Source organism: Salmonella bongori NCTC 12419, from assembly GCF_000252995.1.
GTDB lineage: Bacteria > Pseudomonadota > Gammaproteobacteria > Enterobacterales > Enterobacteriaceae > Salmonella > Salmonella bongori.
The window spans coordinates 2,053,537-2,080,216 of record NC_015761.1 but is presented as its reverse complement, the minus strand read 5'-3'; the positions used below and the strand labels follow the sequence as shown (position 1 = coordinate 2,080,216).

The following is a 26,680-nucleotide window of genomic DNA, read 5'->3' as shown; positions in this document are numbered from 1 at the left end:
TACTGGATATCATCCAGTAAAAGATTATAATCATCCGATACCGTTAAAGCTGGGACTGAGCAGCGTTGACTACTCAGGGAAGATACTCATCTTTATCTTATTTTCTTGTGTTTCAACCAGACTAAGTGATTTATGAACGATAACGTTTTGCTCATTGGCGCTTCCGGATTCGTAGGAACCCGACTCCTTGAAACGGCTGTGGATGATTTTAATATCAAGAATCTGGATAAACAGCAAAGCCATTTTTATCCAGAGATTACCCGGATTGGCGATGTTCGTGACCAACAAATCCTTGATCAGACGCTGGCGGGTTTTGATACCGTGGTACTATTGGCTGCAGAGCATCGTGATGACGTTAGTCCTACCTCGCTTTATTATGATGTCAACGTTCAGGGGACACGTAACGTACTGGCGGCGATGGAAAAAAATGGCGTAAAAAACATCATCTTCACCAGTTCTGTTGCAGTCTATGGCCTCAACAAGCAAAATCCTGACGAAACGCACCCTCACGATCCTTTTAATCATTACGGAAAAAGTAAATGGCAAGCAGAAGAAGTTTTGCGTGAATGGCATGCTAAAGATCCGGATGAGCGTTCTTTGACCATAATTCGTCCTACCGTTATTTTCGGGGAGCGTAACCGCGGTAATGTCTACAATCTCTTGAAACAGATCGCTGGTGGTAAATTTGCGATGGTTGGTCCAGGAACAAACTATAAATCAATGGCTTATGTTGGAAATATTGTTGAGTTCATCAAATTCAAACTCAAGAACGTCACGGCGGGCTACGAAGTTTATAACTATGTTGATAAACCTGATCTGAATATGAATCAACTGGTTGCCGAGGTAGAACAGAGTTTGGGCAAAAAAATCCCATCAATACACCTTCCATATTCATTAGGGATGATGGGGGGCTACTGTTTCGATATCCTGAGCAAAGTGACGGGCAAGAAGTACGCTGTGAGTTCAGTTCGTGTTAAAAAATTCTGTGCGACTACGCAGTTTGACGCCACGAAAGTGCATTCTTCTGGTTTTACTGCGCCATATACCTTATCTCAGGGGTTGGATCGTACGCTGCAATATGAGTTTGTTCATGCAAAGCAAGATGACATTACATTCGTTTCCGAGTAATGCTGCTATGTTGCCATGATGTACCGCGTGCCATACTTGGGTATATTGATGCACTCAATTCCGAGTAATCTGAATACCCGCATAGCTGATGAAGTGTAGTGTTAGTAAATGGTTTACCGCAACATAACTGCAGTTATTACAGTAAGTTGGGGTGAGGTTTATATAAACTGGCTAACACGCGGCGAAAGTCTATACTTTATCAGCCATTTAGAGGTAGGAGAGATAATGACTAATTTGAAAGCAGTTATACCGGTAGCGGGGTTGGGTATGCACATGTTGCCTGCCACCAAGGCAATCCCAAAAGAGATGCTACCGATCGTCGACAAACCGATGATTCAGTACATTGTTGATGAGATTGTGGCTGCAGGGATCAAAGAAATCGTTTTGGTGACTCACGCATCTAAAAATGCCGTTGAGAACCACTTCGATACCTCTTATGAACTTGAATCGCTTCTTGAGCAGCGCGTTAAGCGCCAGCTTCTGGCGGAAGTGCAATCTATCTGCCCGCCGGGCGTGACTATCATGAACGTTCGTCAGGCGCAGCCATTGGGGCTTGGGCACTCTATTTTGTGCGCGCGTCCGGTGGTGGGTGATAACCCTTTTGTCGTGGTCCTTCCTGATATCATTATTGATGATGCTACTGCCGATCCGCTGCGCTATAACCTCGCGGCGATGGTAGCGCGTTTCAACGAAACGGGCCGCAGCCAGGTGCTGGCGAAGCGCATGAAAGGCGATTTATCGGAGTATTCTGTTATCCAGACCAAAGAGCCGCTGGATAATGAAGGCAAAGTGAGCCGGATTGTCGAATTTATCGAAAAACCGGATCAGCCGCAGACTTTAGATTCCGATCTGATGGCGGTAGGTCGTTATGTGCTTTCAGATGACATCTGGGCAGAACTGGAAAGAACCGAACCCGGCGCCTGGGGGCGTATCCAGCTCACCGATGCCATTGCTGAGCTGGCGAAAAAACAGTCGGTTGACGCGATGCTGATGACGGGCGACAGCTATGACTGCGGTAAAAAAATGGGCTATATGCAGGCATTTGTGAAGTATGGGCTGCGTAACCTGAAAGAAGGGGCGAAGTTCCGTAAGAGCATAGAGCAATTGCTTACTGAGTAAAATCCTTTAGCAACATCAGTTAGCTTGGCTTAAATCCCCAATGGCAGTAAATATTCGCGGCTTGCTGTTATAGCGGCAGGAATGTTTACTGCCATCTCAATAAACACAGTAAAATAACTCGAGAAGATCATATTTACACCTTAAATTTAGATTGCTTGTTGCAAGATTTTTTCTTGTTTTTGGTTTGAAATGGTAAGACAATTAGAAATCTATAATTAGAACTATCAACATATACTAACGAAACAACGCAGTGCACTGGTAGCTATAAAGCCAGGGGCGGTAGCGTTGTTTGTTTAGTTAACAATTATAATACTATAATGACTTTATTAAATACATTCGTTGAAAGTTTCAATAAGTATGAAAATTTAAATCGTCAATGGTGCTTCTTAAATTAGCAAGAGAAATTAATGCATAGTAAATTAAAAATGAAAAAATTATTAGACAATGCTATTGTTAAGAATATCTTGTGGCTTATAAGTGAGAAGCTATATTTCGTTATTCTTATTTTTTTTGGCGAGGGGCTTATAAGTCGTACACTTGGAGTGAATGATTATGGTAAGTGGATTTATTCCTTGAACATAATAATTATTATATCCTCAGTTGCACTAATTGCTGGAAGTGAGGTCATGGTGCCGGCTTTGAGCAAGAATAAAAAATTAGCAGGGGAATTAATAACTTCAGCTTTCATAATTAGATTCTCAGGCGCATTACTATCATTTTTGGTTTTGAATATATACTCTCTTGTGTTAGTAAATGATTTAGTGATACAACATATGCTTCTTTCTCTTTCGTTAGTGCTTTTATTCAATGAGCCTTTCGGTGCGATAACTAACTATTTTCAAGCAAAAATAGACATGAAAAAAGTAGTTCTGGCTCGCTGCTTATCACTAGCATTGCGTACAATATTTGTTTTGGTCGCATTTAAAATTTTCGAAAGTAATCTCATTTATTTTTCAAGAGCCAGTGAATCTATTCTTTTGGCTCTAATACTATCATTGCTTTTATATAAAAGTAAAATAAGGCTGAATTTTTCAAAAAAAGTATTTTTAATAGTATTAAAAAGAGGGTGTTTATTATGGGTCCCTCTAATTAGTATGATGATTTATCTTAGAATTGACAGGTTTTTTGTTGAAAAGTACTTCTCTTATGAGACGTTAGCTATGTATGGCGTTGCTGTTCAGTTTATTGAACAGGCATTTTTATTATTAGTTATAGTGATTCAGACAATTTCCCCAAAATATATTTTTCAATCAATGCCAAAAAAAACAATGTTGAAAAATATAAAGCTTATATCTTTATTGCTCATTATGCTTGTTTTTATGATGCAGGTCTTTTGCTTGTTTTTTTTGAAAAGTATTATTACCATAGTATATGGGGATTCATATATTCAAGCAGCTACGTTGGCTATCTCGTTATTACCTTCATTATTATTTTATGCAGTAGATACCATTCTTATGCAGGTGTTTTACAAGTATAGGAATAATAAAGCGATACTAACTAAATGGATTTCAATGATGTTTTTCTCCTGTGCGATGTATTACATTTGGTTCGACTTGCTTTCAAAATCTAATGTAACTATGGTTTTTAATATTAATTATTTGACTATGTCAGTAATTACATTTGTTTTATTTAGACGTGGATTAAAAGATTGCAAAAATGATTAAATTTACAATATTTACACCTACATATAATAGGAAGAATTACCTTGAAAGATGTTATAGAAGTATTGTAAGTCAAAACTTCGAGTCACTAGAATGGCTGGTTATAGATGATGGTTCTAACGATGGAACTAAAGAATTAATATATAAATTCATTAGCGAAAAGAAAATTGATATTTTGTACATATATCAAGAGAATGCAGGAAAGCAGGCTGCCTGGAATTTAGCGCTTGAGAAAGCCAGAGGGCAATATTTTATAGGGCTTGATTCAGATGACGCATTAAATGAAGATTGCCTCGATGCTGTTATTAACGATGTGGATATAATATCATCAAATGAAAGCGTTATCGGTCTAAGATGTCTATCAAAAAAAATTCCCGGTTCACATGATAGCGATAATAATTTTTCATCAGATTCTGACAGAATATGTTCATGGTTCGAGGAGTTTGCTAGTGGTATATATCAAGAGCGAATTGACATTTTTAAAACATCAATGTTAAAAAATTATTATTATCCTATTGAAGAAGGGATGAAATTTATTCCTGAAATATGGCTTTATAGCTTAATTTCTAAAAAATACAATTTCTTTTATGTAAATAAAATTGTCAGGGTTTTTTATGATGACGATTCTCATAATCGACTTAGCAAAAGTTCTTTCAGGAAACATTATAAGGGCCATCTTTTGGCAAGAAAGAGTATGTTAAAAAATATTCCGTTAAAGTATTTACTTAAAAATCCATTGGGATTGATCAAGACTATTTTACGCTATATGCAAGCTATATATTGTAGTTTCCTGTTTAGGGGAAATTAATATTGTTATAGTTGAGTCTTGCTATTAAGTTATTTTATGGTTATAAAAATTTAATTATTTATAAGGCATTAAAAATGCCATGTCAAAAATATAAAATATTATATCAAACCTTCAAAAGAAGATAGGCAATTTTATAATCTTGCGATCTTTCTTCGTAGTAATTATAAGTTATTTGTAATAAGAGACTAAGCAAAGCAGATTTTTCAGTCCAGCCCTTATCCTCACGATAAAGACTATAGTTTCTCTCTATGTAATAAGCGTTTACGGGGATAGATATGTTTAGGTGACTGTATATAATGAGTTATTAAGATTAAACAAGACGGGGTAATACATTCCTCAAATTTATGATTTTTTATTCTCATGAAGATTCTTATTTGTTTTAGTTTTAATTTATTGTTTCAGTCTTTTAAGCGATAGTTTTATGTTTTATTGATTTTATAAAGAGCACATGTAATATTAACTTTATTCTTATTGACTTATTGGATATAAAATGTTTTTATTTTGCTTAGAGAAGAGGCTTTACATAAATAATATTTTTATTTGGTTGTTAAAAGATTTTAAATTCAAACTATTATAGATTAAAAAAGAACAATGCCCATTAATAACCTTTTTGATAAGTGGTGTTCTGGTATATAACACAATCTTGGTCATAACCTTCATGAACGTACCAATAGTGATGAGAATATAACTATTATGCTTTACATTAATACTAATATTGCCAGACATAACATCCAAATATTGTATTAAAGCAAATGTTATGAATACTGTTATGGTTCGATTTGGCTTTGCGATTTTTCCAACTATCTACTACTATTCGAGATTATCATCTAAAGTAGTATAGTGAGTATAAGATAATATTATAAAAGGATTATCTGTGAAAAAAGTTTGTTTCTTTGTAGGTGATATAAGTAGGTCGGGAGGTACGGAGAGAGTAACCTGCATTATTGCCAATTACCTCGCACAATTCGATTTTGAAATTCATATAACAAGTATATATGGTACAAATAAATCTTATTTTCCTTTAGATCTAAAAGTAAAAAGAAATACTTTATTTGAAACCCAACGAAGAGGAATGGTAAATTTTCCTTTTGTTATTATTAAGTTGAGGCGATTTATAAAGCAAAACAATATCGAATCATTGATTTCCGTTGAATCAATGCTCTCTCTTTATTCCATCCCTGCTACTGCTAATTTAAATATTCAAAATATTTGTTGGGAGCATTTTAACTATAAGATAAACTTAAATAAAAAATCGAGAAGTTTGGCAAGATATCTAGCTGCTCGATATTGCGATACGGTAATTACACTTACCGAACGAGATAAAATGTATTGGGAAGCTAATTTAAAGTGCAGAGCAACTATAAAAAGGATTTATAATCCTGTACCATTTGTTAATAATAATCTGGATTTTTCTTCATCACCTCGAATTGCTTTGGCTATAGGTAGATTAACTCATCAGAAAGGATTCGATTCTTTAATTAAAATCTGGGCGCAAACTTATCCACATAATAAAGAGTGGGTGTTGAAAATTGTCGGGAATGGAGAGGATGAACTATATCTTAAACAACTATGCCAAAATTATGGCATAAAAAATATAGATATTTTGCCCGCGACAAAAGATATCGATAAGATATATAAAGAAGCGTCATTATATTTAATGACTTCTCGATATGAAGGCTTCCCGATGGTTCTGCTAGAAGCGCAAGAGTATGGACTTCCCATATTATCATTTGATTGTGAGACAGGGCCTGCCGAACTTATAGATAATAATAGCACTGGATGGGTGATTGAAGATCAAGATCATTTTGCGTTTGAAAAGAAATTAATACATATTATTAATTTATTCGATAATGATCATGAGTTCTACTGCAAAATCCGTGAAAATTCTTATAGAAATTCAGAGAAATTTTGTATTGATATTATTGGTCCTGTATGGATTGATTTGTTAAAAAAGAAAGGAGCACAATGAAAAATATTTGTCTGGTGACTACTAGTTTAGGAATGGGGGGGGCTGAGAAACAAGTATGTGACTTAGCAGATAGCTTTTATAAAGAGGGCCATAAAGTTATTATATTGTGTTTGAATAATTCTGTTATCAATAATCCTGTAAATGATGATATAAATATTCATGTACTAGATTTAAAGAAAAATATAGTTAGCTTTTGTAGGTGTATTTTTCAGGCTAGAAAGATTTTAAAAGAGTTTAAACCTCAAATAGTTCATAGCCATATGTTTCATGCTAATATTTTTTCCCGAATATTGCGATTACTTTGCCCTTTTCCTGTTCTGATTAGCACCGCACATAATACTAATGAAGGTGGTAGGTTGAGGATGTGCCTGTATAGAGTTACTGACTTTTTAACCACTTTTTCAACAAATGTTAGCAACGAGGCGGTTGAAAGCTTTATAAATAAAGGCGCAGTGAAAAAAGGACGGATGGTTGCATTTTATAATGGTATTGATACAAATCTGTTCAAATATTCTCTCGAATCAAGAATTAATAAAAGAAGAGAGTTAAAATTAAAGGAAGAAGATGTGCTAATGCTGGCTGTTGGGCGTTTAACAGAAGCTAAGAATTATAAAAATATGTTGAATGCATTGCAGAGAGTAATCGCTGTGAAAGTGGTACATCTTGCAATAATTGGAACTGGCCCTGATGAGCAACAATTATTATCATATGCTGAACAAATAGGTGTATCACAGTATATACATTGGCTCGGCATTCGCTTTGATGTAAAAGAATGGATGTCGGCCATGGATTTATATGTTATGTCATCTTCTTGGGAAGGAATGCCTCTGGTTATCTGTGAAGCAATGAGTTGTGAAGGTTTAGTAGTGGCAACAGATTGTGGAGGGGTAAAAGAGATAGTTGGTAATGCGGGGTTTATTGTGCCAACTAATAACCCAGATGCGTTATCTGAAACGATTTTATCAGCATTAGAACTTACAAAAACTAAGAGAAAGCGTTTAGGGATAACTGCAAGAGAAAGAATTGAGACACATTACTCTTTAGATACTATTTCAAATAAATGGTTGGAATTTTATGAAACAGCTAACAAGAAATGACTTAAAGCTGGTGCCGAAAAATATTGTAATTATTATAAGTAAATCTGAAATCGGAGGAGCCCAAACTTGGGTTTTACATTTAAAAGAAATTCTAGAATCAGAATATAATATTTTTTTAGTAACGTCAGATTACGGATGGTTGACTGGTTTCTTTGACCCAAAAAGGGTTGTTATTATTCCTGGTCTTGCAAGTATGAGAAGGCCTGATACTATCTTTAAAATTCGGTCTGCCTTGAAGAAATTCAATGCCCACTTCGTTATTTCTAATTCTGCTTCTGCAGGATTATACTCACGCATTGCTAAGTTGATATTTCAACATAAACATATATATGTTTCCCATGGATGGTCTTGTTTATATAATGGAGGGCGTCTAAAATTCGTTTTTTGTTTTATAGAAAAAATTTTATCTGTCTTTACAGATAAAATATTATGTGTTTCTAATAATGATCAATATAAAGCAATTAATTTGATAGGTATCAGTCCAACTAAAACTATAGTTATTCGAAATGGTGCTAAACCTTGTGAAAAGAAACAATTCGTTAATGATGTTAAAAGGATTTTGTTTTTAGGTCGAATGATTCATCCTAAACGGCCAGACTTATTAGCAGAGGTCGCATTGAACTTTCCTGACGTTAATTTTTATTTTATTGGTGACGGGCCTCTTTTATCCGAGTTAAAAAATAGCTATAAATATGTAAAAAATATTTTTTTTCTTGGTGAAATAAGAAATTTTATTAACTTTAAAGAATATGATCTTTTTGTTTTATCATCAGATAGTGAAGGATTACCGATGTCAGCGGTTGAAGCTGCTACGGCTAACTTACCCTTACTGCTTAGCAATGTTGGTGGTTGTGGTGAACTATTAATATCGAATTCAGAGGGATATAAGAATGGTCTATTATTCAACAATGAGTTAACGGATCTTACGGAAAAACTACAAATTATTTTAAATGATTATACAAATTACTATAAAGCTGCAAAAGATATTAGTGAACAATTTGAAATTACTAATAATAAAAATCTGTATTTGAATTTAATACAAAGTTTGCGTTGAAATTTTATAAAATCCATTAATTATTTCTCCAAGTTTATTGTTATTTAATAATAGCTAGCTTGATCTCAGTGTTTAATTGATTTTGATGAAAGTTAGGGGGGCTTATGGCTATTTTAGTTACAGGTGGAGCTGGTTATATAGGTTCACATACGACATTAGCGTTACTCGAAGCCGGGTACCAAGTGATAATAGTTGATAATTTAACTACTTCTCACTTTGATTCAGTTCTGAGGTTGCAAAAATTAGCAGGGGAAGTTATAGATTTTTATGTTGGTGATATAAGGGATAAACATTTTTTACATAGTGTTTTTAGCAGCAATAATATTGAAAGTGTCATTCACTTTGCTGGCTTGAAATCTGTTGGTGAATCTGTGGTACTGCCCATAAAATACTATGATAATAATGTGTCAGGAACGCTTAATTTAATAAGTGAAATGATTCAGCATAATATACATCATTTGATCTTTAGTTCTTCTGCTACTGTTTATGGCAATCCAGAAAAAATTCCTCTTGAAGAATGTTCTAGAATAGGGGGAACTACAAATCCTTATGGAACTACCAAACTTATGGTCGAACAAATATTGGATGATGTAACCGCAGTGTATCCTGAATTCAGAACTACGATTTTGAGATATTTTAATCCTGTCGGCGCACATCCGTCTGGAGAAATTGGTGAAGACCCTAATGGTATTCCGAACAACTTAATGCCTTATATCTGTCAGGTTGCTATCGGAAAACATAAGCAACTGTCTGTTTTGGGAAGTGACTATCCAACAAAAGACGGAACTGGGATTCGTGATTATATTCATGTGATGGATCTTGCCGAAGGTCATGTTGCAGCTTTAGAGCGCAGAAACGAGGGGCCAAACCATAAAGTCTATAATCTCGGGACGGGAACAGGATATTCAGTTCTGGAGGTTTTAAATGCTTTTGAACGTGTGACCTCTTATGCTGTTCCTTATATTTTAAGTGAACGGCGCCCAGGTGATATTGCAGAGTGTTGGTCTGATCCTACTAAAGCGCAAAAAGAGCTTGGATGGAAAGCGCAGCGTGGATTGGAAGATATGATTCGAGATGCATGGAATTGGCAACAAAAGAACCCAAATGGCTATAAAAAGCCTGATAGCTAAAGGAGTTTTTCGCAATAGTATAAATTATCCATTTTATGTATCCTGAGTTAACATCTAGACCACATTTCAAGCCGTGCCCTCGTCGCGCGGTGACCACACCTGACAGGAGTAAACAATGTCCAAGCAACAGATCGGCGTCGTCGGTATGGCAGTGATGGGACGCAACCTTGCGCTCAACATCGAAAGCCGTGGTTATACCGTCTCCGTTTTCAACCGCTCCCGTGAAAAGACCGAAGAAGTGATTGCCGAGAATCCCGGCAAAAAGCTGGTGCCTTATTACACGGTGAAAGAGTTTGTTGAATCCCTCGAAACGCCTCGTCGTATCCTGTTAATGGTGAAAGCGGGCGCAGGTACTGACGCCGCTATCGACTCGCTGAAACCGTATCTGGAAAAAGGCGATATCATTATTGATGGCGGTAACACCTTCTTCCAGGACACAATCCGTCGTAATCGTGAGCTGTCTGCGGAAGGTTTTAACTTTATCGGTACCGGTGTTTCCGGTGGCGAAGAAGGTGCACTGAAAGGGCCATCCATTATGCCTGGTGGTCAGAAAGATGCCTATGAACTGGTCGCGCCGATCCTGACGAAGATTGCCGCCGTGGCGGAAGATGGCGAGCCGTGTGTAACCTATATTGGTGCCGATGGCGCTGGCCACTACGTGAAAATGGTTCACAATGGTATTGAATATGGCGATATGCAGCTCATTGCTGAAGCCTATTCATTGCTGAAAGGGGGCCTGAACCTCAGCAATGAAGAGTTGGCGAACACCTTTACTGAGTGGAATAACGGCGAGCTGAGTAGTTATCTGATCGACATCACCAAAGATATCTTCACTAAAAAAGATGAAGAGGGTAACTATCTGGTAGATGTGATTCTGGATGAAGCCGCCAACAAAGGGACCGGTAAATGGACCAGCCAGAGCGCGCTGGATCTTGGCGAACCGCTGTCGCTGATTACCGAATCCGTCTTTGCACGTTACATCTCTTCGCTGAAAGCGCAACGTGTCGCCGCATCTAAAGTGCTCTCCGGACCGAAGGCGCAGCCTGCGGGCGACAAAGCGGAATTTATCGAGAAAGTGCGTCGCGCGCTGTATCTCGGTAAGATCGTCTCCTATGCGCAGGGCTTCTCGCAGTTACGCGCTGCATCTGATGAATATCACTGGGATCTCAACTACGGCGAGATCGCCAAAATCTTCCGTGCGGGTTGTATCATTCGCGCTCAGTTCCTGCAGAAAATCACCGATGCTTATGCAGAAAACGCCGGTATCGCTAACCTGCTGTTAGCGCCTTACTTCAAGAAAATTGCTGATGAGTATCAGCAGGCGCTGCGCGATGTCGTGGCTTACGCGGTGCAAAACGGCATTCCGGTTCCGACATTCTCTGCGGCGGTGGCTTACTACGACAGCTATCGCGCTGCGATACTGCCGGCTAACCTGATTCAGGCTCAGCGCGACTATTTTGGGGCGCATACCTATAAGCGTACTGATAAAGAAGGTATTTTCCATACCGAGTGGTTAGAGTAATTTCTGCAAGATTGTTTAAGCCCGGTTTTAATACCGGGCTTTTTTTTATCTCTATTCTTATTGATTTATCGCGTTTGCTTAATATTAACTTAATAAATTGTGTTTATCGTAATGAAGATAATCTGAATTGTTTTCGCCTGCGTTGACAGTTTATTCATTCAGGCGTTAAAACTTTAATACTTTATCAGGATGCGAAATACATCATGATTCATCATTAAGTTAATTCTGAGAGCAAATAATGAAAATCACGATATCCGGGACGGGTTATGTTGGCTTGTCTAATGGTCTGCTTATTGCACAACACCATGATGTGGTGGCATTAGACATTGTTCCTTCCCGTGTTGAACTGTTAAATGATCGGATATCTCCGATAGTTGATAAAGAAGTCCAGCAATTTTTAAGGGCAGATAATATCAGGTTCAGAGCAACGCTGGATAAGTTTGATGCGTACCAGAATGCAGATTACGTCATCATTGCTACACCGACGGATTACGATCCAAAAACTAATTATTTTAATACCTCCAGTGTGGAATCGGTCATTCAGGATGTGATCAGCATTAACCCCGCTGCCGTGATGGTTATCAAGTCTACGGTGCCGGTTGGCTTCACGGCGGCAATGCGTCAAAAGTTTACGACAGAAAATATCATTTTCTCTCCGGAATTTTTACGCGAAGGTAAAGCGCTTTACGATAACCTTTATCCTTCCCGTATCGTTATTGGTGAACGGTCTGAACGCGCTAAAAAATTTGCCGCGTTACTCCAGGAAGGCGCGATTAAGCAGGATATCCCGACGCTTTTTACGGATTCCACTGAAGCGGAAGCCATTAAACTTTTCGCTAATACTTACCTCGCCATGCGAGTCGCTTATTTTAATGAGTTAGACAGTTATGCTGAAACATTGGGGTTAAATACCCGACAAATTATTGAAGGGGTGTGTCTCGACCCACGTATTGGTAACCACTACAATAATCCCTCTTTTGGTTATGGCGGGTATTGCCTGCCAAAAGATACTAAACAGCTGTTAGCTAATTATCATTCGGTTCCTAATAATATTATTTCGGCCATTGTTGAAGCAAACCGTACCCGTAAAGATTTTATTGCCGATGCTATCCTTGCCAGAAAGCCTAAAGTGGTAGGCATTTATCGCCTGATTATGAAGAGTGGCTCCGATAACTTTCGCGCCTCATCGATTCAGGGGATCATGAAGCGCATTAAAGCGAAAGGTGTAGAAGTCATCATCTATGAACCAGTAATGGAAGAAGATACTTTCTTTAACTCACGCCTTGAACGTGATTTGCGCTGCTTTAAACAGCAGGCGGATGTCATTATTTCTAATCGGATGGCCGCAGAGCTTTCCGATGTCGCTGAAAAAGTGTATACCCGCGATCTTTTCGGGAGTGACTAATAAACCTCCGGGGCTTGATGAGCCCCGATGATTTATTGACCAAACGAAAATAATCTCTAATTTTTATGTTTTATCCTATAGCATATATTTGCTTTATGACTACACTGTTTCCAGCTTTGTCTTTTTTTAGTTAGGGTATCTATGACAGTGGATAGTAATACGTCTTCCGGGCGTGGGAACGATCCGGAACAGATTGATTTGATTGATTTATTACTACAGTTATGGCGTGGGAAGATGACCATTATTGTAGCTGTTATTATCGCCATTTTGCTGGCTGTAGGTTATCTGGCGATAGCCAAAGAAAAATGGACATCCACGGCGATTGTTACCCAACCTGATGCCGCTCAGGTTGCCACCTATACCAACGCGCTCAACGTCTTGTATGGCGGGAATGCCCCCAAAATCTCTGAAGTGCAGGCGAATTTTATAAGCCGCTTTAGCTCTGCGTTTTCCGCATTATCGGAGGCGCTGGATAACCAGAAAGAACCGGAAAAGCTTACCATTGAGCAGTCGGTAAAAGGGCAGACGCTGCCACTCTCGGTTTCTTACGTGAGTACTACCGCTGAAGGGGCGCAGCGCCGACTGGCGGAATATATCCAACAGGTGGATGAAGAGGTTGCGAAGGAACTGGAAGTTGACCTGAAAGATAACATCACGCTGCAAACCAAAACGTTACAGGAATCCCTTGAAACGCAGGAAATCGTAGCGCAGGAGCAAAAAGATCTGCGTATTAAGCAAATCGAAGAAGCGTTACGCTATGCTGATGAAGCAAAAATCACGCAGCCACAGATTCAGCAAACCCAGGATGTCACCCAGGACACCCTGTTCCTGCTGGGGAGCGATGCGCTAAAATCGATGATTCAGAACGAAGCCACGCGTCCTCTGGTCTTTTCACCGGCTTATTACCAGACTAAGCAGACGCTGCTGGATATTAAAAACCTGAAAGTGACTGCTGATACGGTGCATGTTTATCGTTATGTGATGAAGCCGACGCTGCCAGTTCGTCGCGATAGCCCGAAAAAAGCCATTACTCTTGTGCTGGCTGTACTGCTGGGCGGGATGATTGGTGCCGGGGTTGTGCTGGGTCGTAATGCGTTACGTAGCTATAAGCCAAAAGCCTTGTAAGCATCTTTGCCGGATAGTGGAACAAGTGCTTTATCCGGCTATAAAAGGTAAAACTGCTCACTAAAAAACCGGGCGTTGCCCGGTTTTTTACGCTTATTATTGATGACGCTTACGAAGATTGTCGATCACGGTGGTGAGGTTGAGATCCTGATCCTGCAACAGTACCAGCAGGTGGTACATCAAGTCAGACGCTTCATTGGTTAATTCAAAACGATCGTTGACGGTGGCCGCCAGCGCGGTTTCGACGCCTTCTTCACCCACCTTTTGTGCAATACGTTTGGTGCCGCTGGCATACAGTTTCGCCGTGTAAGAGCTGGCCGGATCGGCAGTTTTGCGCTCTGCCAGTAGCTGCTCCAGTTGATACAGGAATAACCATTGATGGCTGGCGTCGCCAAAGCAGCTACTGGTGCCTTTATGGCACGTTGGTCCGACGGGGGTTGCCAGCACCAGCAGTGTGTCGTTGTCACAATCTGGTGTGATACTGACCACATTCAGCACATGGCCCGAGGTTTCACCTTTGGTCCACAGACGCTGTTTCGTGCGTGAGAAAAAAGTGACATTGCCGGACGTAATGGTCTTGTCCAGCGCTTGTGAATTCATATAGCCCAGCATTAATACTTCACCGGATACGGCATGTTGTACGATGGCAGGCATCAGGCCGTCGGTTTTTTCCCAGTCCAGTTCGCGGCGTTGTTGCTCTGTTAACATATCCTGATCTCCACGCCCTGGCCTGCCAGGTACGCTTTTAATTCGCCAATATTGATGATCTGTTTGTGAAAAACGGAGGCGGCAAGTGCGCCGTCGACATCCGCATCGCGGAACGCTTCAAGAAAGTGTTCCATCGTGCCTGCGCCGCCGGAAGCGATCAGCGGTACGCGGCAAACGTCACGCACTTTTTTTAGCTGCGTGAGATCGTAACCGTTACGTACGCCGTCCTGGTTCATCATATTCAGGACGATTTCCCCCGCGCCGCGCTGCTGTACCTCTTGCACCCAGTCCAGCGTCTCCCACTGCGTCACGCGGGTACGGTTTTCATCGCCAGTGTACTGGTTAACATGGTATTTCCCCGTGGCGTCGTCAAACCAGGTATCAATCCCGACAACAATGCACTGTACGCCAAAACGGTCAGCCAGACGGGTAATCAGCGTTGGGTCAGCCAGCGCCGGGGAGTTGATAGAGATCTTATCCGCCCCGAAAGAAAGAATTTTGGCGGCGTCGTCAATTGAGCGGATACCGCCCGCTACGCAAAACGGAATGTCGATCACCTCGGCAACGCGCGCCACCCAGCTTTTATCTACTACGCGGCCATCGCTGGAGGCGGTAATGTCATAAAACACCAGTTCGTCGGCGCCTTCGTCGGCATAGCGTTTAGCCAGCGGAACGATATCGCCAATGATCTCATGATTGCGAAACTGTACGCCTTTCACCACGTGGCCATCACGAACGTCCAGACATGGAATTATGCGTTTTGCCAGCATTGGATAGCCTCCTTCACGGTAAATTTCCCTTCCAGCAGCGCCCGCCCTACAATCACGCCGCGCACGCCGGTGCTGCGCAGAGCGGCAATATCCCCGATATCGCCAATACCGCCGGAGGACTGGAAGGCGACCTGCGGATATCTGGCACATACCTCTTCGTACAGCGAAACGTTAGAGCCTGCCAGCGTGCCGTCGCGAGAAATATCGGTACACAGTACATGTTTCAGGCCGACGGCCAGATAAGTTTCAACCAGTTGTTCCAGCGAGACGCCGGAATTTTCCTGCCAGCCGCTAACCGCCACCTGCTTGTTGCCGTGTTCGTCTATGCGAACGTCCAGCGCCAGTACCAGCGCCTGCGGGCCGAAACGTTTAAACCAGCCTTGAACCACCTCAGGGGATTTCACTGCCGTTGAACCCACGACGACACGGGCAACACCAGCTTCCAGTAATGCCGCAACGTCTTCTTCGGTACGCACGCCGCCGCCGACCTGCACAGGCACGTTCACGCCTGCGACCAGGGTTTTAATTAGCGATATCTGTCGCTTAGCCGGATCTTTCGCGCCGGTCAGATCTACCAGATGCAGTACTTCGGCGCCCTGAGCGGCGTAATCCTGCAAGCGGGGAAGGGGATCGTTACCATAATCCCGTTGTTGGGCGTAGTCACCCTGATGGAGACGCACCACGGCGCCGTTAATTAAATCTAATGCCGGAATAATCATTACATCTCCAGGAAGTTTTTCAGCAACAGTGCGCCCGCAGCGCCCGAACGTTCCGGATGGAACTGCACGCCGAAGAAATTATCTTTCTGTACCGCAGCGGTGAACGGTTCGCCGTAATTGCACTGGGCGATAGTCCACGGATTGACCGGCATCGCGTAGCTGTGAACAAAGTAAAAATAGGCGCCGTCCTCAATGCCCTGAAACAGCCGGTTGCCCGCCTGCGGATACACGCGATTCCAGCCCATGTGCGGCAGCGGCAGACCAAAGTCGGTCATTTTCGGCACATCCTGTTCAATAATGTTCAGCAGATCCACGCCGCGCGTCTCTTCGCTGCGACGACCCAGCAGTTGCATCCCTAAGCAGATGCCCAGTACCGGCTGGGTACAGGCTTTAATTAAGTCGATCAGCTCGCGTTCGCGTAGCTGATCCATCGCGGCCTGCGCTGTGCCGACGCCGGGCAGAAAAAGTTTGTCAGCGTGTAGCACGACTTCCGGTTCACGGCTGACCACCGGGGTGTAACCGTGGCGCGCCACGGCGGATTTTACCGAGCTTAAATTAGCGCAGCCGGTGTCGAGGATCACAACGTTCATCACAGCACTCCTTTTGAGGACGGTAATGTATCGCCCTCCACGCGAATAGCCTGACGTAGTGTACGGCCAAAGGCTTTAAATAAGCTTTCAACGCGGTGGTGATCGTTTTTACCTTTCGTCTTGAGATGCAGGGTGACGCCCATTGTATAAGACAGTGAGCGGAAAAAGTGTTCGATCATCTCTGTGCTTAAATCCCCCACGCGCTGGTAGGTAAATTCAGCTTTATATTCCAGGTGTGGGCGACCGGAGATATCCAGCGCACAGCGCGCCAGGCATTCGTCCATCGGCAGGACAAAACCGAAACGGCAGATTCCGCGTTTGTCGCCCAGCGCCAGCTTTAACGCCTCGCCGAGCGCCAGTCCGGTGTCTTCTACTGTGTGATGATCGTCGATATAAAGATCGCCTTTAACGGTCACGTCCATGCGAAAGCCGCCATGGGTGGCGATTTGATCGAGCATATGGTCAAAGAAGCCGACGCCGGTATTAATCTTACTGTTGCCTTCACGATCCAGCCAGACGCGGACATCAATCTGCGTCTCTTTGGTGTTGCGTATCACGTGCGCATAACGATCGCGTTTCGTCAGTTGCTCGCCAATCATCGACCAGTTCAGCGTTTCACGGTGATAACGTAAACCGGTAATGCCCATATTATCCGCAAGCTGGACATCCGTCGCGCGGTCGCCAATGACATAGCTGTTGGCGCTGTCCATAGCCTGTTCCGCAAGATAACGTTCCACCAGTTTTATTTTTGGCTTACGGCAGTCGCACTCGTCTGCAGGCAGATGAGGGCAGATAAGCACCTCATCAAAGTGTACGCCCTGGGAGGTGAAAACCTGCATCATCAGGTTGTGCGGTCCGTCAAAGTCCGCCTGCGGGAAGCTTTGCGTACCAAGCCCGTCCTGGTTCGTAATCATCACCAGCTTAAAACCGGCCTTTTGCAGCTTCAGCAATACGGGAATAACCTCTGGCTCGAAGGCCAGTTTATCAAAGCGGTCTACCTGAAAATCGCTCGGTGGTTCGGAAATCAAGGTTCCGTCCCGGTCGATGAAAAGATACTTCTGGCTCATACTGGCTCCGCACGTAAGGCGTCAATGACGCGCTGGTTTTCCTGGCGGGTGCCGACCGTAATCCGCAGGCAGCCGCTTAAAGAAGGTTGTTTATTCTGATCGCGTAAGATAATGCCTTGATCCCATAAAGATTTAAACACACTACTGGAGGCGGTAAATCGCGCCAGAATATAGTTGGTTTCAGAGTCAAAGACCTGTTCCACACAGGTGGTCTGTTGCAAGGCATTCAGCAGATACTGACGTTCCTGCACTATCTGCGCCACGCGCTCGCGCATGGCATTGACGCCCTGCGGACTCAACGCCTGGGCGGCGATATCCGCTACTGGTGTAGAGAGCGGGTAAGGGGCGATCACTTTTAGCAGCAGGTTTATCACCTCTTCATTGGCCAGCGTAAAGCCGCAGCGAAGCCCCGCCAGCGCAAAAGCTTTCGACAATGTGCGCAGGATGACCAGATGAGGATATTCAACCAGCCAGCCTGCCAGCGTGGCCTGCGGACAAAACTCAATATAGGCTTCGTCAGCGACGACTATCGCTTTACCGCGCGTCAGTTCCAACAGCGTGCGTAGATCTTGTGGGTTGATAAGTTGCCCGGTGGGATTATTAGGACTACAAACGAACACCACTTTTACGCCGTTAAGGTTATCGGAAATCCCCTGTAGATCTAACTGCCAGTTTTCAAGCGCGGGAACCGTCCGGCGCTCTACGCCAAGGGTTTCGGCGCTGACGCTGTACATCCCGTAAGTGGGCGGGCAGTAGAGAATGGCGTCTTTCCCTGGTTCGCAGAAGGCGCGGATCACCAGTTCAATCCCTTCATCCGCGCCGCGGCTGACCAGCACCTGCTCCGGCTTTACGCCGGCGTATTGCGCGTAGTTTTCAATCACGGCCTTTGGCTGGCATTCCGGGTAGCGGTTAAGTGTTTGTTGGGTGAGCTGAAATTCCACTGCTGTCGGAAATTCGTTAGCATTCAGCCAGACATCGCCGTTACCCCCCAGACGGCGGGCGGACTGATACGGTACCAGGTTACGGACATTTTCGCGGGCTAAGTCAGCGACGCTGAGAGTATTTTCAGTGCTCATGCTTGCTCCTTGAGGGCCTTTACGCGCAGGGTAACGGCATTTTTATGGGCGGTCAGACGTTCTGCCGCCGCCAACGTTTCAATGGTTGATGCCAGAGCGGAAAAGCCCGCTTTCGACAGTTCCTGAACGGTCATCCGTTTCTGGAAGTCCGCTAACCCCAGGCTGGAGCAGGTAGCAGTATAGCCATAGGTCGGTAAAACATGGTTGGTTCCGGAAGCGTAATCACCGGCGGATTCCGGCGACCAGTCGCCGAGAAATACCGAGCCTGCGCTGGTAATCGCATCCACCAAATCGCGCGCATTTCGCGTCTGGATGATTAAGTGTTCCGGCCCATACTGATTAGAGATGGCGACGCACTGCGCTAAATCTTTGGTCACAATCAGACGACTGGCGCTCAGGGCCTGCCGGGCGGTGTCCGCGCGCGGCAGTTCTGCCAGTTGACGTTCTACCGCCTCCGCCACCTTGCGGGCAATGTCAACATCCGGCGTCAGCAAAATCACCTGGGAATCCGGACCGTGTTCTGCCTGGGAGAGCAGGTCAGATGCGACAAAATCCGGCGTTGCGCCGCTGTCGGCGATCACCAGCACTTCAGATGGCCCGGCAGGCATATCGATAGCTGCGCCGTCGAGACGCTGGCTGACCTGACGTTTGGCTTCGGTCACAAAGGCGTTGCCAGGGCCAAAAATTTTATCGACTTTCGGAACCGATTCGCTGCCGAAGGCCAGAGCGGCAATCGCCTGCGCGCCGCCGACATTAAAGATTTCTTCTATGCCACACAGCTGTGCCGCATAAAGGATTTCGTCAGCGATAGGAGGTGGTGAGCACAGAACCACTTTCTGACAGCCGGCAATGCGCGCCGGCGTTGCCAGCATAAGGACGGTTGAAAAGAGCGGGGCCGAACCGCCGGGAATATACAGCCCGACAGAGGCGATAGGACGCGTAACCTGCTGGCAACGCACGCCAGGCTGGGTTTCCACATCGACTGACGGCAGCATTTGCGCTGAGTGGAACGTTTCGATGTTTTTTACCGCCACTGCCATAGCGCTTTTGAGATCGTCGCCCAGCCGTGCGCTGGCGGCGGCAATCTCTTCGGCACTGACTTTTAATGCCTTAACGGTGGTCTTATCAAATTTCGCGCTGTATTCACGCAGGGCTTCGTCACCGCGCGCTTTAACGTTATCCAGAATCTCGCACACCGTGCGGGTGATGCTGTCGGATGCCGAGATAGCCGGGCGCATCAGTAGCTCGCGCTGCTGGTCTGCGTTACAGCTGTTCCAGTCAATCAGGGTATTGAAGCTCATGGTCTTTACTCCATCACAGGGTTCCGCCTTATCCGGCTTACAGAACCCAAAACTCAACGCATTACGTAGGCCTGATAAGCGCAGCGCTATCAGGCGTCAGATCACTCCATCATCTTCTCGATCGGCAGTACCAGAATCGAGCTGGCGCCAAGCGCTTTTAGCTTCTCCATGGTTTCCCAGAACAGAGTTTCGCTGCTGACCATGTGCATCGCCACACGCTGCTGCTCGCCCGCCAGTGGCAGAATCGTTGGCCGCTCAGCGCCAGGCAGCAGGGCGATCACGTCTTCCAGGCGTTCGCCAGGCGCGTGCATCATGATGTATTTCGATTCGCGCGCCTGAATCACGCCCTGAATACGGGTCAGCAATTTATCGATCAGCAGTTGTTTGCTCTCCGCTATTTCACCGTCGCGCTGGATCAGACAGGCTTTAGACCGGTAAATCACCTCCACTTCACGCAGGCCGTTAGCTTCAAGCGTGGCGCCAGTAGAGACTAAATCGCAGATAGCATCGGCCAGTCCCGCGCGTGGGGCGACTTCAACGGAGCCATTTAACAGACACGATTTAAAAGAGACGCCTTTCTGGTCGAGATAACGTTTGAGGAGGTGCGGATAAGATGTGGCGATACGTTTACCGTCCAGCGCCGCCGGGCCGTCCCACGTTTCGTCAACCGGCATCGCGAGCGACAGGCGGCAACCGCCGAAATCAAGACGGCGCAGGGTAAAGTAGCGCGGATCTTCACCCTGTGCGCGGCGGTTTAGCAGCTCTTCTTCCAGTACGTTTTCGCCGATAATGCCCAAATCGACCACGCCATCCATCACCAGACCCGGGATATCGTCATCACGCACACGTAAAATATCAATCGGCATGTTCTCCGCCATCGCGATCAGGCGCTGAGTGTGTAAATTAATTTTAATGCCGCAACGGGCCAGTAATTCGCGTGAGTCATCGCTTAAACGGCCTGATTTCTGAATAGCTATGCGTAAGCGGGTGTTGTCTAACATGCTGTGTTCCTCTTTATCCTGTCTGAATCGATCGATATCGCGCACCAAAAAAAAGCCCCCGGAAGATGATCTTCCGGGGGCTTTCTTATGCGTTCATGCACCAGTGGAAGATCTGAATGTCTTCCAGCACACATCGCCTGAAAGACTAGTCAGGGTGATGGTGATGATGGTGGTGTTTAAATTGAACGCGTGTCATAAAAATTCCGATGAATGCTTATTCATTTGATACCTTTTAACCTAAACCACTTTTACGTCTTAAAGCAAGCGCTTTTTTCATTTCACATTTATAGTATGAATTGTCAGTCACGGCAGGCTGGCGTAGCCTTATGTATAAGGCGTTAAAGTCAGGAGAAAATGGATGAAAAAGGTCGCAATTGTCGGTTTAGGTTGGTTAGGCATGCCGCTGGCAATGTCGCTGGCCGCGAGAGGCTGGCAGGTTACCGGCAGCAAAACTACTCTTGACGGGGTGGAAGCGGCTCGTATGAGTGGTATCGAAAGTTATCCGTTGCGCCTGGAGCCGGAACTGGTTTGTGAAACGGACGATCTTGACGCGTTGCTGGATGTCGATGCGCTGGTAATAACACTGCCTGCACGTCGTAGCGGTCAGGGAGAAGATTTTTATCTTCAGGCGATGCAGGAACTGGTCGACAGTGCGTTGGCATATCGCATCCCGCGTATCATTTTTACCAGCTCGACATCTGTTTACGGCGATGCACAAGGGGTGGTGAAAGAGAATACGCCGCGCAATCCGGTAACTACCAGCGGTCGTACGCTGAAAGAGCTGGAGGACTGGTTGCACAATCTGCCGGGCACGTCAGTGGATATTCTGCGGCTGGCGGGGTTGGTCGGGCCTGGACGCCATCCCGGGCGTTTCTTTGCCGGCAAAACCGCGCCGGATGGTCAACACGGAGTCAATCTCGTGCATCTTGAAGATGTGGTAGCGGCTATTACCCTGTTGCTACAGGCGCCTAAAGGGGGGCACATCTATAATATATGTGCGCCGCGGCATCCGGCACGCAATGTGTTCTATCCACAAATGACGCGTTTGCTGGGAATGGAGCCGCCGCATTTTCGTGATGCGCCGGACAACGGCAAAGGTAAAATTATCGACGGCAGCCGGATTTGTAATGAGCTTGGATTTGAATACCAATATCCCGATCCGCTGGTGATGCCGATGGAATGAATCGCTATCCAGCAGATGGCCGCCATATAGCGCAAGGGGACGAGTATGAAACCACTGCTGGACGTTCTGATTATTCTTGATGCGTTAGAAAAAGAGGGCAGCTTCGCGGCGGCGTCGGCAAAATTATATAAAACGCCGTCCGCCCTCAGTTATACCGTTCATAAGCTGGAAAACGATCTTAATATTCAACTGCTCGACCGTAGCGGCCATCGCGCGCGATTTACGCGAACTGGTAAAATGTTACTGGAAAAAGGCCGTGAAGTGCTGCATACCGTTCGTGAACTGGAAAAGCAGGCGATTAAACTGCATGAAGGTTGGGAGAACGAACTGATCATTGGTGTGGACGATACTTTTCCCTTTTCGCTGCTGGCTCCGCTTATCGACGCTTTTTATCAACAACACAGCGTGACGCGCCTTAAATTTGTCAATGGCGTTCTCGGCGGTTCATGGGAGACGCTGACACAGGGAAGGGCGGACATTATCGTGGGCGCCATGCGCGCGCCGCCGTCGGATACCGGTTTTGGTTTTGCAAGGCTGGGCGATCTTGAACTGGTATTTGCTGTCGCTCCTCATCATCCGCTGGTTCATGAAGAGGAGCCACTCAGCCGCCAGACGATCAAACGCTTTCGTGCGATCGTAGTGGGTGATAATGCGCATCCGTCCCGGTTTATAGGGTCTGAACTACTCGATGCTCAGGAAGCGATTACGGTTTTTGATTTTAAAACCAAGCTGGAGTTACAAATTAGCGGCCTGGGATGCGGTTATTTACCGCGTTATCTGGCGCAGCGATTTCTGGAAAGCGGTGCGCTTATAGAGAAGAAAGTCGCGGCGCAAACCGTATATGAACCGGTGTGGATTGGCTGGAATGAACAGACCGCCGGACTGGCCAGCGGCTGGTGGCGGGAGGAAATTTTAGCAAATAATGCTATTGCTGGCGTGTATGCAAAATCGGCTGTTTAAAAATCAAACGGTTATGAAAAATAATTTTTTGATCGCACTCTCATTCTCTTGTCATTTCACTTCAATTTAGGGCAGAATACGCCGCTTGCAAAAAATGACACTAACCGACGTTTTAATACGCGTCGGTTATTTTTTTGCTTCAAACACATCATTCAATACCAAGAGGCCGGGCTTCGTACCGGATAGATACTTACTTAAAAATCGACAGTTGTTGTCGCTGAGGAATCCAGAAAATGGGGCAATTTTTTGCTTACGCGACGGCATTCGCCGTAAAGGAGAATGACCATGTCGCATAACGTTACTCCAAACACCTCTCGCGTGGAATTACGTAAAACGCTTACGTTAGTTCCGGTTGTAATGATGGGTCTTGCCTATATGCAGCCGATGACGCTGTTCGATACATTTGGTATCGTTTCAGGCCTCACTGACGGTCACGTACCGACGGCATATGCATTCGCGTTAATCGCGATTCTGTTTACGGCGTTGAGCTATGGGAAACTGGTGCGTCGTTACCCTTCTGCCGGTTCGGCGTACACCTATGCCCAGAAATCCATTAGCCCGACCGTTGGCTTCATGGTTGGTTGGTCTTCTCTGCTCGATTACCTGTTCGCGCCGATGATCAACATTCTGTTGGCGAAAATTTATTTTGAAGCGTTGGTGCCCTCCATTCCGTCATGGGTTTTTGTGGTGGCGTTGGTGGCCTTTATGACGGCCTTTAACCTGCGCAGCCTCAAGTCGGTCGCTAACTTCAACACCGTGATTGTGGTGTTGCAGGTGGTGCTGATTGCGGTCATTTTGGGCATGGTGGTTTATGGCGTATTTGAAGGCGAAGGTGCCGGTACGCTGGCAAGTACGCGTCCGTTCTGGTCCGGTGATGCGCACGTTATCCCGATGATTACGGGGGCGACGATCCTGTGCTTCTCCTTTACTGGTTTTGACGGCATCAGCAACCTGTCGGAAGAGACTAAAGATGCTGAGCGCGTGATCCCGCGTGCGATTTTCCTGACCGCGCTGATCGGCGGCCTGATCTTCATCTTTGCGACCTATTTCCTGCAGCTATACTTCCCGGATATCTCTCGCTTTAAAGATCCGGATGCGTCGCAGCCTGAAATCATGCTGTACGTGGCCGGTAAGTTCTTCCAGGTGGGCGCGCTGATCTTCTCTACCATTACTGTACTGGCTTCCGGTATGGCAGCTCACGCTGGTGTGGCTCGTCTGATGTACGTGATGGGCCGTGATGGCGTATTCCCGAAAAGCTTCTTCGGGTACGTGCATCCGAAATGGCGTACGCCGTCGATGAATATCATCCTGGTCGGCGCGATTGCTCTGTTGGCAATCAACTTCGACCTGGTGATGGCAACGGCGCTGATCAACTTTGGCGCGCTGGTGGCGTTTACCTTCGTTAACCTGTCTGTGATTTCACAGTTCTGGATCCGCGAGAAGCGTAACAAAACGCTGAAAGATCACTTCCAGTATTTGTTCCTGCCGATGTGCGGCGCACTGACCGTTGGCGCATTGTGGGTTAACCTGGAAGAGAGCTCAATGGTACTGGGTCTGATCTGGGCGGGCATCGGCCTGATTTATCTGGCGTGCGTAACCAAAAGCTTCCGCAACCCGGTTCCACAGTACGAAGACGTTGCCTGATAGCAGGTGTCATTGACCGTAGCAAAACCGGAGGCAATGCCTCCGGTTTTTTGTTGTTATCCTGCATAGTTGCCGGATAGCCGCGAAAGCGTTATCCGGCCTGGATTAACAAAGCCTGTCATCCCGGCCTGATAAACGCAGCGCCTTCAGGGTATTGAGCAATTACACGATTTCAGTCGCGTACTGCCACAGTGCTTTCAGTAACCCCAGCTTCGTTTTATCTTCCGCATACTGCTGAGAAAGCATCTGCAATTCGTTGGCATATTGTTGTAAAAATTCCGGCGTCAGCACCTGGCGGCGATGCTCCAGCCAGCGCAGCTGCTCTGCGTCATCCAGCGTACCGGGAAAATTGCGTGCGCGGTAATTAAACAGCAGTTTCTCAATACGTTTATCGACAAAAGTAATATCCAGCGCGGGCAGGTTACGTGGTTCGGTTTCGAGTACGATTTTCATGGCCGCGCGATCGGCATCACTGAAAAAGCCATCGTAAAGCTGGGCATCAACGTTATCCGGCGCGGTAAAAGGCTCGGCTTCGGCGAAAATCGCTACCACTTTATCGCGTACCTGTGGATTTTCACGCAGTACTTTCAAATTATCCAGGCAGTGCTGGCGGTTAATACCCAGCCGGTCTGCATCCTCCGGGCGCAGCGTATTCGCCTGCGCCAGTACCGGACATTTATTGATATGCACCAGCTTTACCGGCACTGCGGCGTTATCGCCAAGATCGGCTTTGGCCGTATAAAGCCGTTCGCGAAGGGCATTGCTGTCCAGTTCAAGAAGAGGAGAAATATCGCCTGCTAAATCGACCATGATCACTGCATTACGGTTGTCGGGATGCCATGCCAGCGGCGCGACCCAGCTTGTATTACCGCGCCATGCGCCGAACATACCGGAGATATGCACCAGCGGTTTCATCTGCGGAACGTCAATTAGCGCCGCCAGTTTGTGTTTACTGCGATGGCTGTAAAGATAATCAAACAGACGTGGCTGGCGTGATTTCACCAGTTGCGCCATCGCGATAGTGGCGTAGACGTCGGCCATTGCATCGTGAGCGTTGCTGTGTTCGATACCGTTTGCCTGGGTTAGATGTTCCAGACGAAAACTGGGCAGGCCGTCATCGTTTTCCGGCCAGTTTATTCCCTCCGGACGCAGCGCATAGCAGGCGCGCATGACATCCAGCAGATCCCAGCGTGAATTATCATGCTGCCAGCTCCAGGCGTAGGGATCGTAAAAATTGCGATAAAAGATATTGCGCGTGACTTCATCATCAAAACGAACGTTGTTGTAACCCACAACACAGGTTTTGGGAACGGTAAACAGGGCATGGATGCGTCTGGCGAAAGCAGCTTCGTTTTCTCCTTTCTCACGCGCCTCTTGCGGCGTTATACCGGTAATCAGTACCGCGCCGGGCTGCGGCAGATAATCATCGGCGGGTTTGCAATAAAACACCTCTGGTTCGCCAATAATATTAAAGTCGCTATCCGTACGAATCGCGGCGAATTGCGCGGGTCTGTCAAGGGCCGGATGCGTGCCGAAGGTTTCGTAATCGTGGAAGAGGTAGGTGTTCTGTATGCTGTCGTTTTTAACTGTCACTTGATGTACACGCCTGATGATATATGTATATGAAATAATTTATTTTATTG

Annotated in this window: 25 protein-coding genes and 1 other annotated feature; of the genes, 15 read left to right on the top strand and 10 right to left on the bottom strand. The window is 45.5% G+C overall.

Features of this window, described 5'->3' with window-relative positions; translation table 11 throughout:
* Positions 1-132 precede the first annotated feature (132 nt).
* The 11 genes from SBG_RS09865 (at position 133) to wzzB (ending at position 14,018) form a co-directional block, all read left to right on the top strand.
* The gene (locus SBG_RS09865) at positions 133-1,128 is read left to right on the top strand and encodes an NAD-dependent epimerase/dehydratase family protein (protein WP_000999480.1); all 996 of its coding nucleotides are present in this window, start codon (positions 133-135) and stop codon (positions 1,126-1,128) included.
* 225 nt (positions 1,129-1,353) lie between these two features.
* Complete coding sequence (gene galF, locus SBG_RS09860) at positions 1,354-2,247, top strand: GalU regulator GalF (RefSeq protein ID WP_000183087.1); 894 nt, start codon at positions 1,354-1,356, stop codon at positions 2,245-2,247.
* A gap of 407 nt (positions 2,248-2,654) precedes the next feature.
* Complete coding sequence (locus SBG_RS09855; RefSeq protein ID WP_000555727.1) at positions 2,655-3,911, top strand: MATE family efflux transporter; 1,257 nt, start codon at positions 2,655-2,657, stop codon at positions 3,909-3,911.
* Positions 3,904-4,716, top strand: a complete 813-nt coding sequence (locus tag SBG_RS09850; protein ID WP_000589499.1) for a glycosyltransferase family A protein — start codon at positions 3,904-3,906, stop codon at positions 4,714-4,716. Before SBG_RS09855 ends, SBG_RS09850 begins: the two co-directional genes overlap by 8 nt.
* Positions 4,717-5,590: 874 nt before the next feature.
* Positions 5,591-6,685, top strand: coding sequence for a glycosyltransferase family 4 protein (locus SBG_RS09845; RefSeq protein ID WP_000754812.1), 1,095 nt, complete (start codon positions 5,591-5,593; stop codon positions 6,683-6,685).
* The gene (locus SBG_RS09840; protein WP_000789023.1) at positions 6,682-7,782 is read left to right on the top strand and encodes a glycosyltransferase; all 1,101 of its coding nucleotides are present in this window, start codon (positions 6,682-6,684) and stop codon (positions 7,780-7,782) included. The genes SBG_RS09845 and SBG_RS09840 overlap by 4 nt, the downstream gene beginning before the upstream one ends.
* Positions 7,760-8,836, top strand: a complete 1,077-nt coding sequence (locus tag SBG_RS09835) for a glycosyltransferase (protein ID WP_000811990.1) — start codon at positions 7,760-7,762, stop codon at positions 8,834-8,836. The genes SBG_RS09840 and SBG_RS09835 overlap by 23 nt, the downstream gene beginning before the upstream one ends.
* 104 nt (positions 8,837-8,940) lie before the next feature.
* Positions 8,941-9,966 (top strand): UDP-glucose 4-epimerase GalE, encoded by a 1,026-nt coding sequence (gene galE, locus SBG_RS09830; RefSeq protein WP_000996553.1) that lies wholly within the window; start codon positions 8,941-8,943, stop codon positions 9,964-9,966.
* 115 nt (positions 9,967-10,081) lie between these two features.
* Positions 10,082-11,488 (top strand): NADP-dependent phosphogluconate dehydrogenase, encoded by a 1,407-nt coding sequence (gene gndA / locus SBG_RS09825; RefSeq protein WP_000043535.1) that lies wholly within the window; start codon positions 10,082-10,084, stop codon positions 11,486-11,488.
* 238 nt (positions 11,489-11,726) lie between these two features.
* On the top strand, positions 11,727-12,893 hold the full coding sequence (ugd, locus tag SBG_RS09820) for a UDP-glucose 6-dehydrogenase (protein ID WP_000704832.1): 1,167 nt from the start codon (positions 11,727-11,729) through the stop codon (positions 12,891-12,893).
* 141 nt (positions 12,894-13,034) lie between these two features.
* Positions 13,035-14,018: an LPS O-antigen chain length determinant protein WzzB gene (wzzB, locus tag SBG_RS09815; RefSeq protein ID WP_000215248.1), complete on the top strand. Its 984-nt coding sequence runs from the start codon at positions 13,035-13,037 to the stop codon at positions 14,016-14,018.
* 96 nt (positions 14,019-14,114) lie between these two features.
* Here the strand turns inward: wzzB and hisIE are convergent, their stop codons facing one another.
* The 9 genes from hisIE to hisL all read right to left on the bottom strand — a co-directional run bounded on the left by hisIE (position 14,115) and on the right by hisL (position 21,446).
* Positions 14,115-14,726 carry a bifunctional phosphoribosyl-AMP cyclohydrolase/phosphoribosyl-ATP diphosphatase HisIE gene (gene hisIE / locus SBG_RS09810; RefSeq protein WP_000954854.1) on the bottom strand — a complete coding sequence of 204 codons (612 nt, stop codon included), beginning with the start codon at positions 14,724-14,726 and terminating at the stop codon, positions 14,115-14,117.
* A complete protein-coding gene (hisF, locus tag SBG_RS09805; protein ID WP_000880120.1) occupies positions 14,720-15,496 on the bottom strand; it encodes an imidazole glycerol phosphate synthase subunit HisF in 777 nt (258 codons plus the stop codon). Before hisF ends, hisIE begins: the two co-directional genes overlap by 7 nt.
* A complete protein-coding gene (gene hisA / locus SBG_RS09800) occupies positions 15,478-16,215 on the bottom strand; it encodes a 1-(5-phosphoribosyl)-5-[(5-phosphoribosylamino)methylideneamino]imidazole-4-carboxamide isomerase (protein WP_000586514.1) in 738 nt (245 codons plus the stop codon). The genes hisF and hisA overlap by 19 nt, the downstream gene beginning before the upstream one ends.
* Complete coding sequence (hisH, locus tag SBG_RS09795) at positions 16,215-16,805, bottom strand: imidazole glycerol phosphate synthase subunit HisH (protein WP_001103594.1); 591 nt, start codon at positions 16,803-16,805, stop codon at positions 16,215-16,217. The genes hisA and hisH overlap by 1 nt, the downstream gene beginning before the upstream one ends.
* Positions 16,805-17,872 carry a bifunctional histidinol-phosphatase/imidazoleglycerol-phosphate dehydratase HisB gene (gene hisB, locus SBG_RS09790; protein ID WP_000080052.1) on the bottom strand — a complete coding sequence of 356 codons (1,068 nt, stop codon included), beginning with the start codon at positions 17,870-17,872 and terminating at the stop codon, positions 16,805-16,807. The genes hisH and hisB overlap by 1 nt, the downstream gene beginning before the upstream one ends.
* The gene (gene hisC / locus SBG_RS09785; protein WP_000102718.1) at positions 17,869-18,948 is read right to left on the bottom strand and encodes a histidinol-phosphate transaminase; all 1,080 of its coding nucleotides are present in this window, start codon (positions 18,946-18,948) and stop codon (positions 17,869-17,871) included. The genes hisB and hisC overlap by 4 nt, the downstream gene beginning before the upstream one ends.
* Positions 18,945-20,249, bottom strand: coding sequence for a histidinol dehydrogenase (gene hisD / locus SBG_RS09780; protein WP_000009608.1), 1,305 nt, complete (start codon positions 20,247-20,249; stop codon positions 18,945-18,947). Before hisD ends, hisC begins: the two co-directional genes overlap by 4 nt.
* Positions 20,250-20,350: 101 nt before the next feature.
* The gene (gene hisG / locus SBG_RS09775) at positions 20,351-21,250 is read right to left on the bottom strand and encodes an ATP phosphoribosyltransferase (protein ID WP_000886598.1); all 900 of its coding nucleotides are present in this window, start codon (positions 21,248-21,250) and stop codon (positions 20,351-20,353) included.
* A gap of 46 nt (positions 21,251-21,296) precedes the next feature.
* Positions 21,297-21,420 (bottom strand) — a sequence feature (His leader region).
* On the bottom strand, positions 21,396-21,446 hold the full coding sequence (hisL, locus tag SBG_RS21765) for a his operon leader peptide (protein ID WP_001364200.1): 51 nt from the start codon (positions 21,444-21,446) through the stop codon (positions 21,396-21,398). It overlaps the preceding feature by 25 nt.
* A gap of 162 nt (positions 21,447-21,608) precedes the next feature.
* Here hisL and SBG_RS09770 point away from each other — a divergent pair, with 162 nt between their 5' ends.
* The 4 genes from SBG_RS09770 to plaP all read left to right on the top strand — a co-directional run bounded on the left by SBG_RS09770 (position 21,609) and on the right by plaP (position 25,037).
* Positions 21,609-22,433 carry an SDR family oxidoreductase gene (locus SBG_RS09770; RefSeq protein ID WP_000754720.1) on the top strand — a complete coding sequence of 275 codons (825 nt, stop codon included), beginning with the start codon at positions 21,609-21,611 and terminating at the stop codon, positions 22,431-22,433.
* A 45-nt stretch (positions 22,434-22,478) separates the two neighbouring features.
* Complete coding sequence (locus tag SBG_RS09765) at positions 22,479-23,393, top strand: LysR family transcriptional regulator (protein ID WP_000803322.1); 915 nt, start codon at positions 22,479-22,481, stop codon at positions 23,391-23,393.
* Between the two features lie 233 nt (positions 23,394-23,626).
* Positions 23,627-23,689, top strand: coding sequence for a membrane protein YoeI (gene yoeI, locus SBG_RS22600; protein ID WP_096335044.1), 63 nt, complete (start codon positions 23,627-23,629; stop codon positions 23,687-23,689).
* Positions 23,679-25,037 carry a putrescine/proton symporter PlaP gene (gene plaP / locus SBG_RS09760; RefSeq protein ID WP_020844648.1) on the top strand — a complete coding sequence of 453 codons (1,359 nt, stop codon included), beginning with the start codon at positions 23,679-23,681 and terminating at the stop codon, positions 25,035-25,037. The genes yoeI and plaP overlap by 11 nt, the downstream gene beginning before the upstream one ends.
* A 162-nt stretch (positions 25,038-25,199) precedes the next feature.
* Here plaP and sbcB read toward each other — a convergent pair whose 3' ends face one another.
* Positions 25,200-26,630, bottom strand: a complete 1,431-nt coding sequence (sbcB, locus tag SBG_RS09755; protein ID WP_000216691.1) for an exodeoxyribonuclease I — start codon at positions 26,628-26,630, stop codon at positions 25,200-25,202.
* Positions 26,631-26,680 lie beyond the last annotated feature (50 nt).

What these genes read in the sequence shown, in the direction of transcription:
- SBG_RS09865 (WP_000999480.1), top strand. Translation starts at nt 133, where the DNA reads ATGAACGATAACGTTTTGCTCATTGGCGCTTCCGGATTCGTAGGAACC.
- galF (WP_000183087.1), top strand. Translation starts at nt 1,354, where the DNA reads ATGACTAATTTGAAAGCAGTTATACCGGTAGCGGGGTTGGGTATGCAC.
- SBG_RS09855 (WP_000555727.1), top strand. Translation starts at nt 2,655, where the DNA reads ATGCATAGTAAATTAAAAATGAAAAAATTATTAGACAATGCTATTGTT.
- SBG_RS09850 (WP_000589499.1), top strand. Translation starts at nt 3,904, where the DNA reads ATGATTAAATTTACAATATTTACACCTACATATAATAGGAAGAATTAC.
- SBG_RS09840 (WP_000789023.1), top strand. Translation starts at nt 6,682, where the DNA reads ATGAAAAATATTTGTCTGGTGACTACTAGTTTAGGAATGGGGGGGGCT.
- SBG_RS09835 (WP_000811990.1), top strand. Translation starts at nt 7,760, where the DNA reads ATGAAACAGCTAACAAGAAATGACTTAAAGCTGGTGCCGAAAAATATT.
- galE (WP_000996553.1), top strand. Translation starts at nt 8,941, where the DNA reads ATGGCTATTTTAGTTACAGGTGGAGCTGGTTATATAGGTTCACATACG.
- gndA (WP_000043535.1), top strand. Translation starts at nt 10,082, where the DNA reads ATGTCCAAGCAACAGATCGGCGTCGTCGGTATGGCAGTGATGGGACGC.
- ugd (WP_000704832.1), top strand. Translation starts at nt 11,727, where the DNA reads ATGAAAATCACGATATCCGGGACGGGTTATGTTGGCTTGTCTAATGGT.
- wzzB (WP_000215248.1), top strand. Translation starts at nt 13,035, where the DNA reads ATGACAGTGGATAGTAATACGTCTTCCGGGCGTGGGAACGATCCGGAA.
- hisIE (WP_000954854.1), bottom strand. Translation starts at nt 14,726, where the DNA reads ATGTTAACAGAGCAACAACGCCGCGAACTGGACTGGGAAAAAACCGAC.
- hisF (WP_000880120.1), bottom strand. Translation starts at nt 15,496, where the DNA reads ATGCTGGCAAAACGCATAATTCCATGTCTGGACGTTCGTGATGGCCAC.
- hisA (WP_000586514.1), bottom strand. Translation starts at nt 16,215, where the DNA reads ATGATTATTCCGGCATTAGATTTAATTAACGGCGCCGTGGTGCGTCTC.
- hisH (WP_001103594.1), bottom strand. Translation starts at nt 16,805, where the DNA reads ATGAACGTTGTGATCCTCGACACCGGCTGCGCTAATTTAAGCTCGGTA.
- hisB (WP_000080052.1), bottom strand. Translation starts at nt 17,872, where the DNA reads ATGAGCCAGAAGTATCTTTTCATCGACCGGGACGGAACCTTGATTTCC.
- hisC (WP_000102718.1), bottom strand. Translation starts at nt 18,948, where the DNA reads ATGAGCACTGAAAATACTCTCAGCGTCGCTGACTTAGCCCGCGAAAAT.
- hisD (WP_000009608.1), bottom strand. Translation starts at nt 20,249, where the DNA reads ATGAGCTTCAATACCCTGATTGACTGGAACAGCTGTAACGCAGACCAG.
- hisG (WP_000886598.1), bottom strand. Translation starts at nt 21,250, where the DNA reads ATGTTAGACAACACCCGCTTACGCATAGCTATTCAGAAATCAGGCCGT.
- SBG_RS09770 (WP_000754720.1), top strand. Translation starts at nt 21,609, where the DNA reads ATGAAAAAGGTCGCAATTGTCGGTTTAGGTTGGTTAGGCATGCCGCTG.
- SBG_RS09765 (WP_000803322.1), top strand. Translation starts at nt 22,479, where the DNA reads ATGAAACCACTGCTGGACGTTCTGATTATTCTTGATGCGTTAGAAAAA.
- plaP (WP_020844648.1), top strand. Translation starts at nt 23,679, where the DNA reads ATGTCGCATAACGTTACTCCAAACACCTCTCGCGTGGAATTACGTAAA.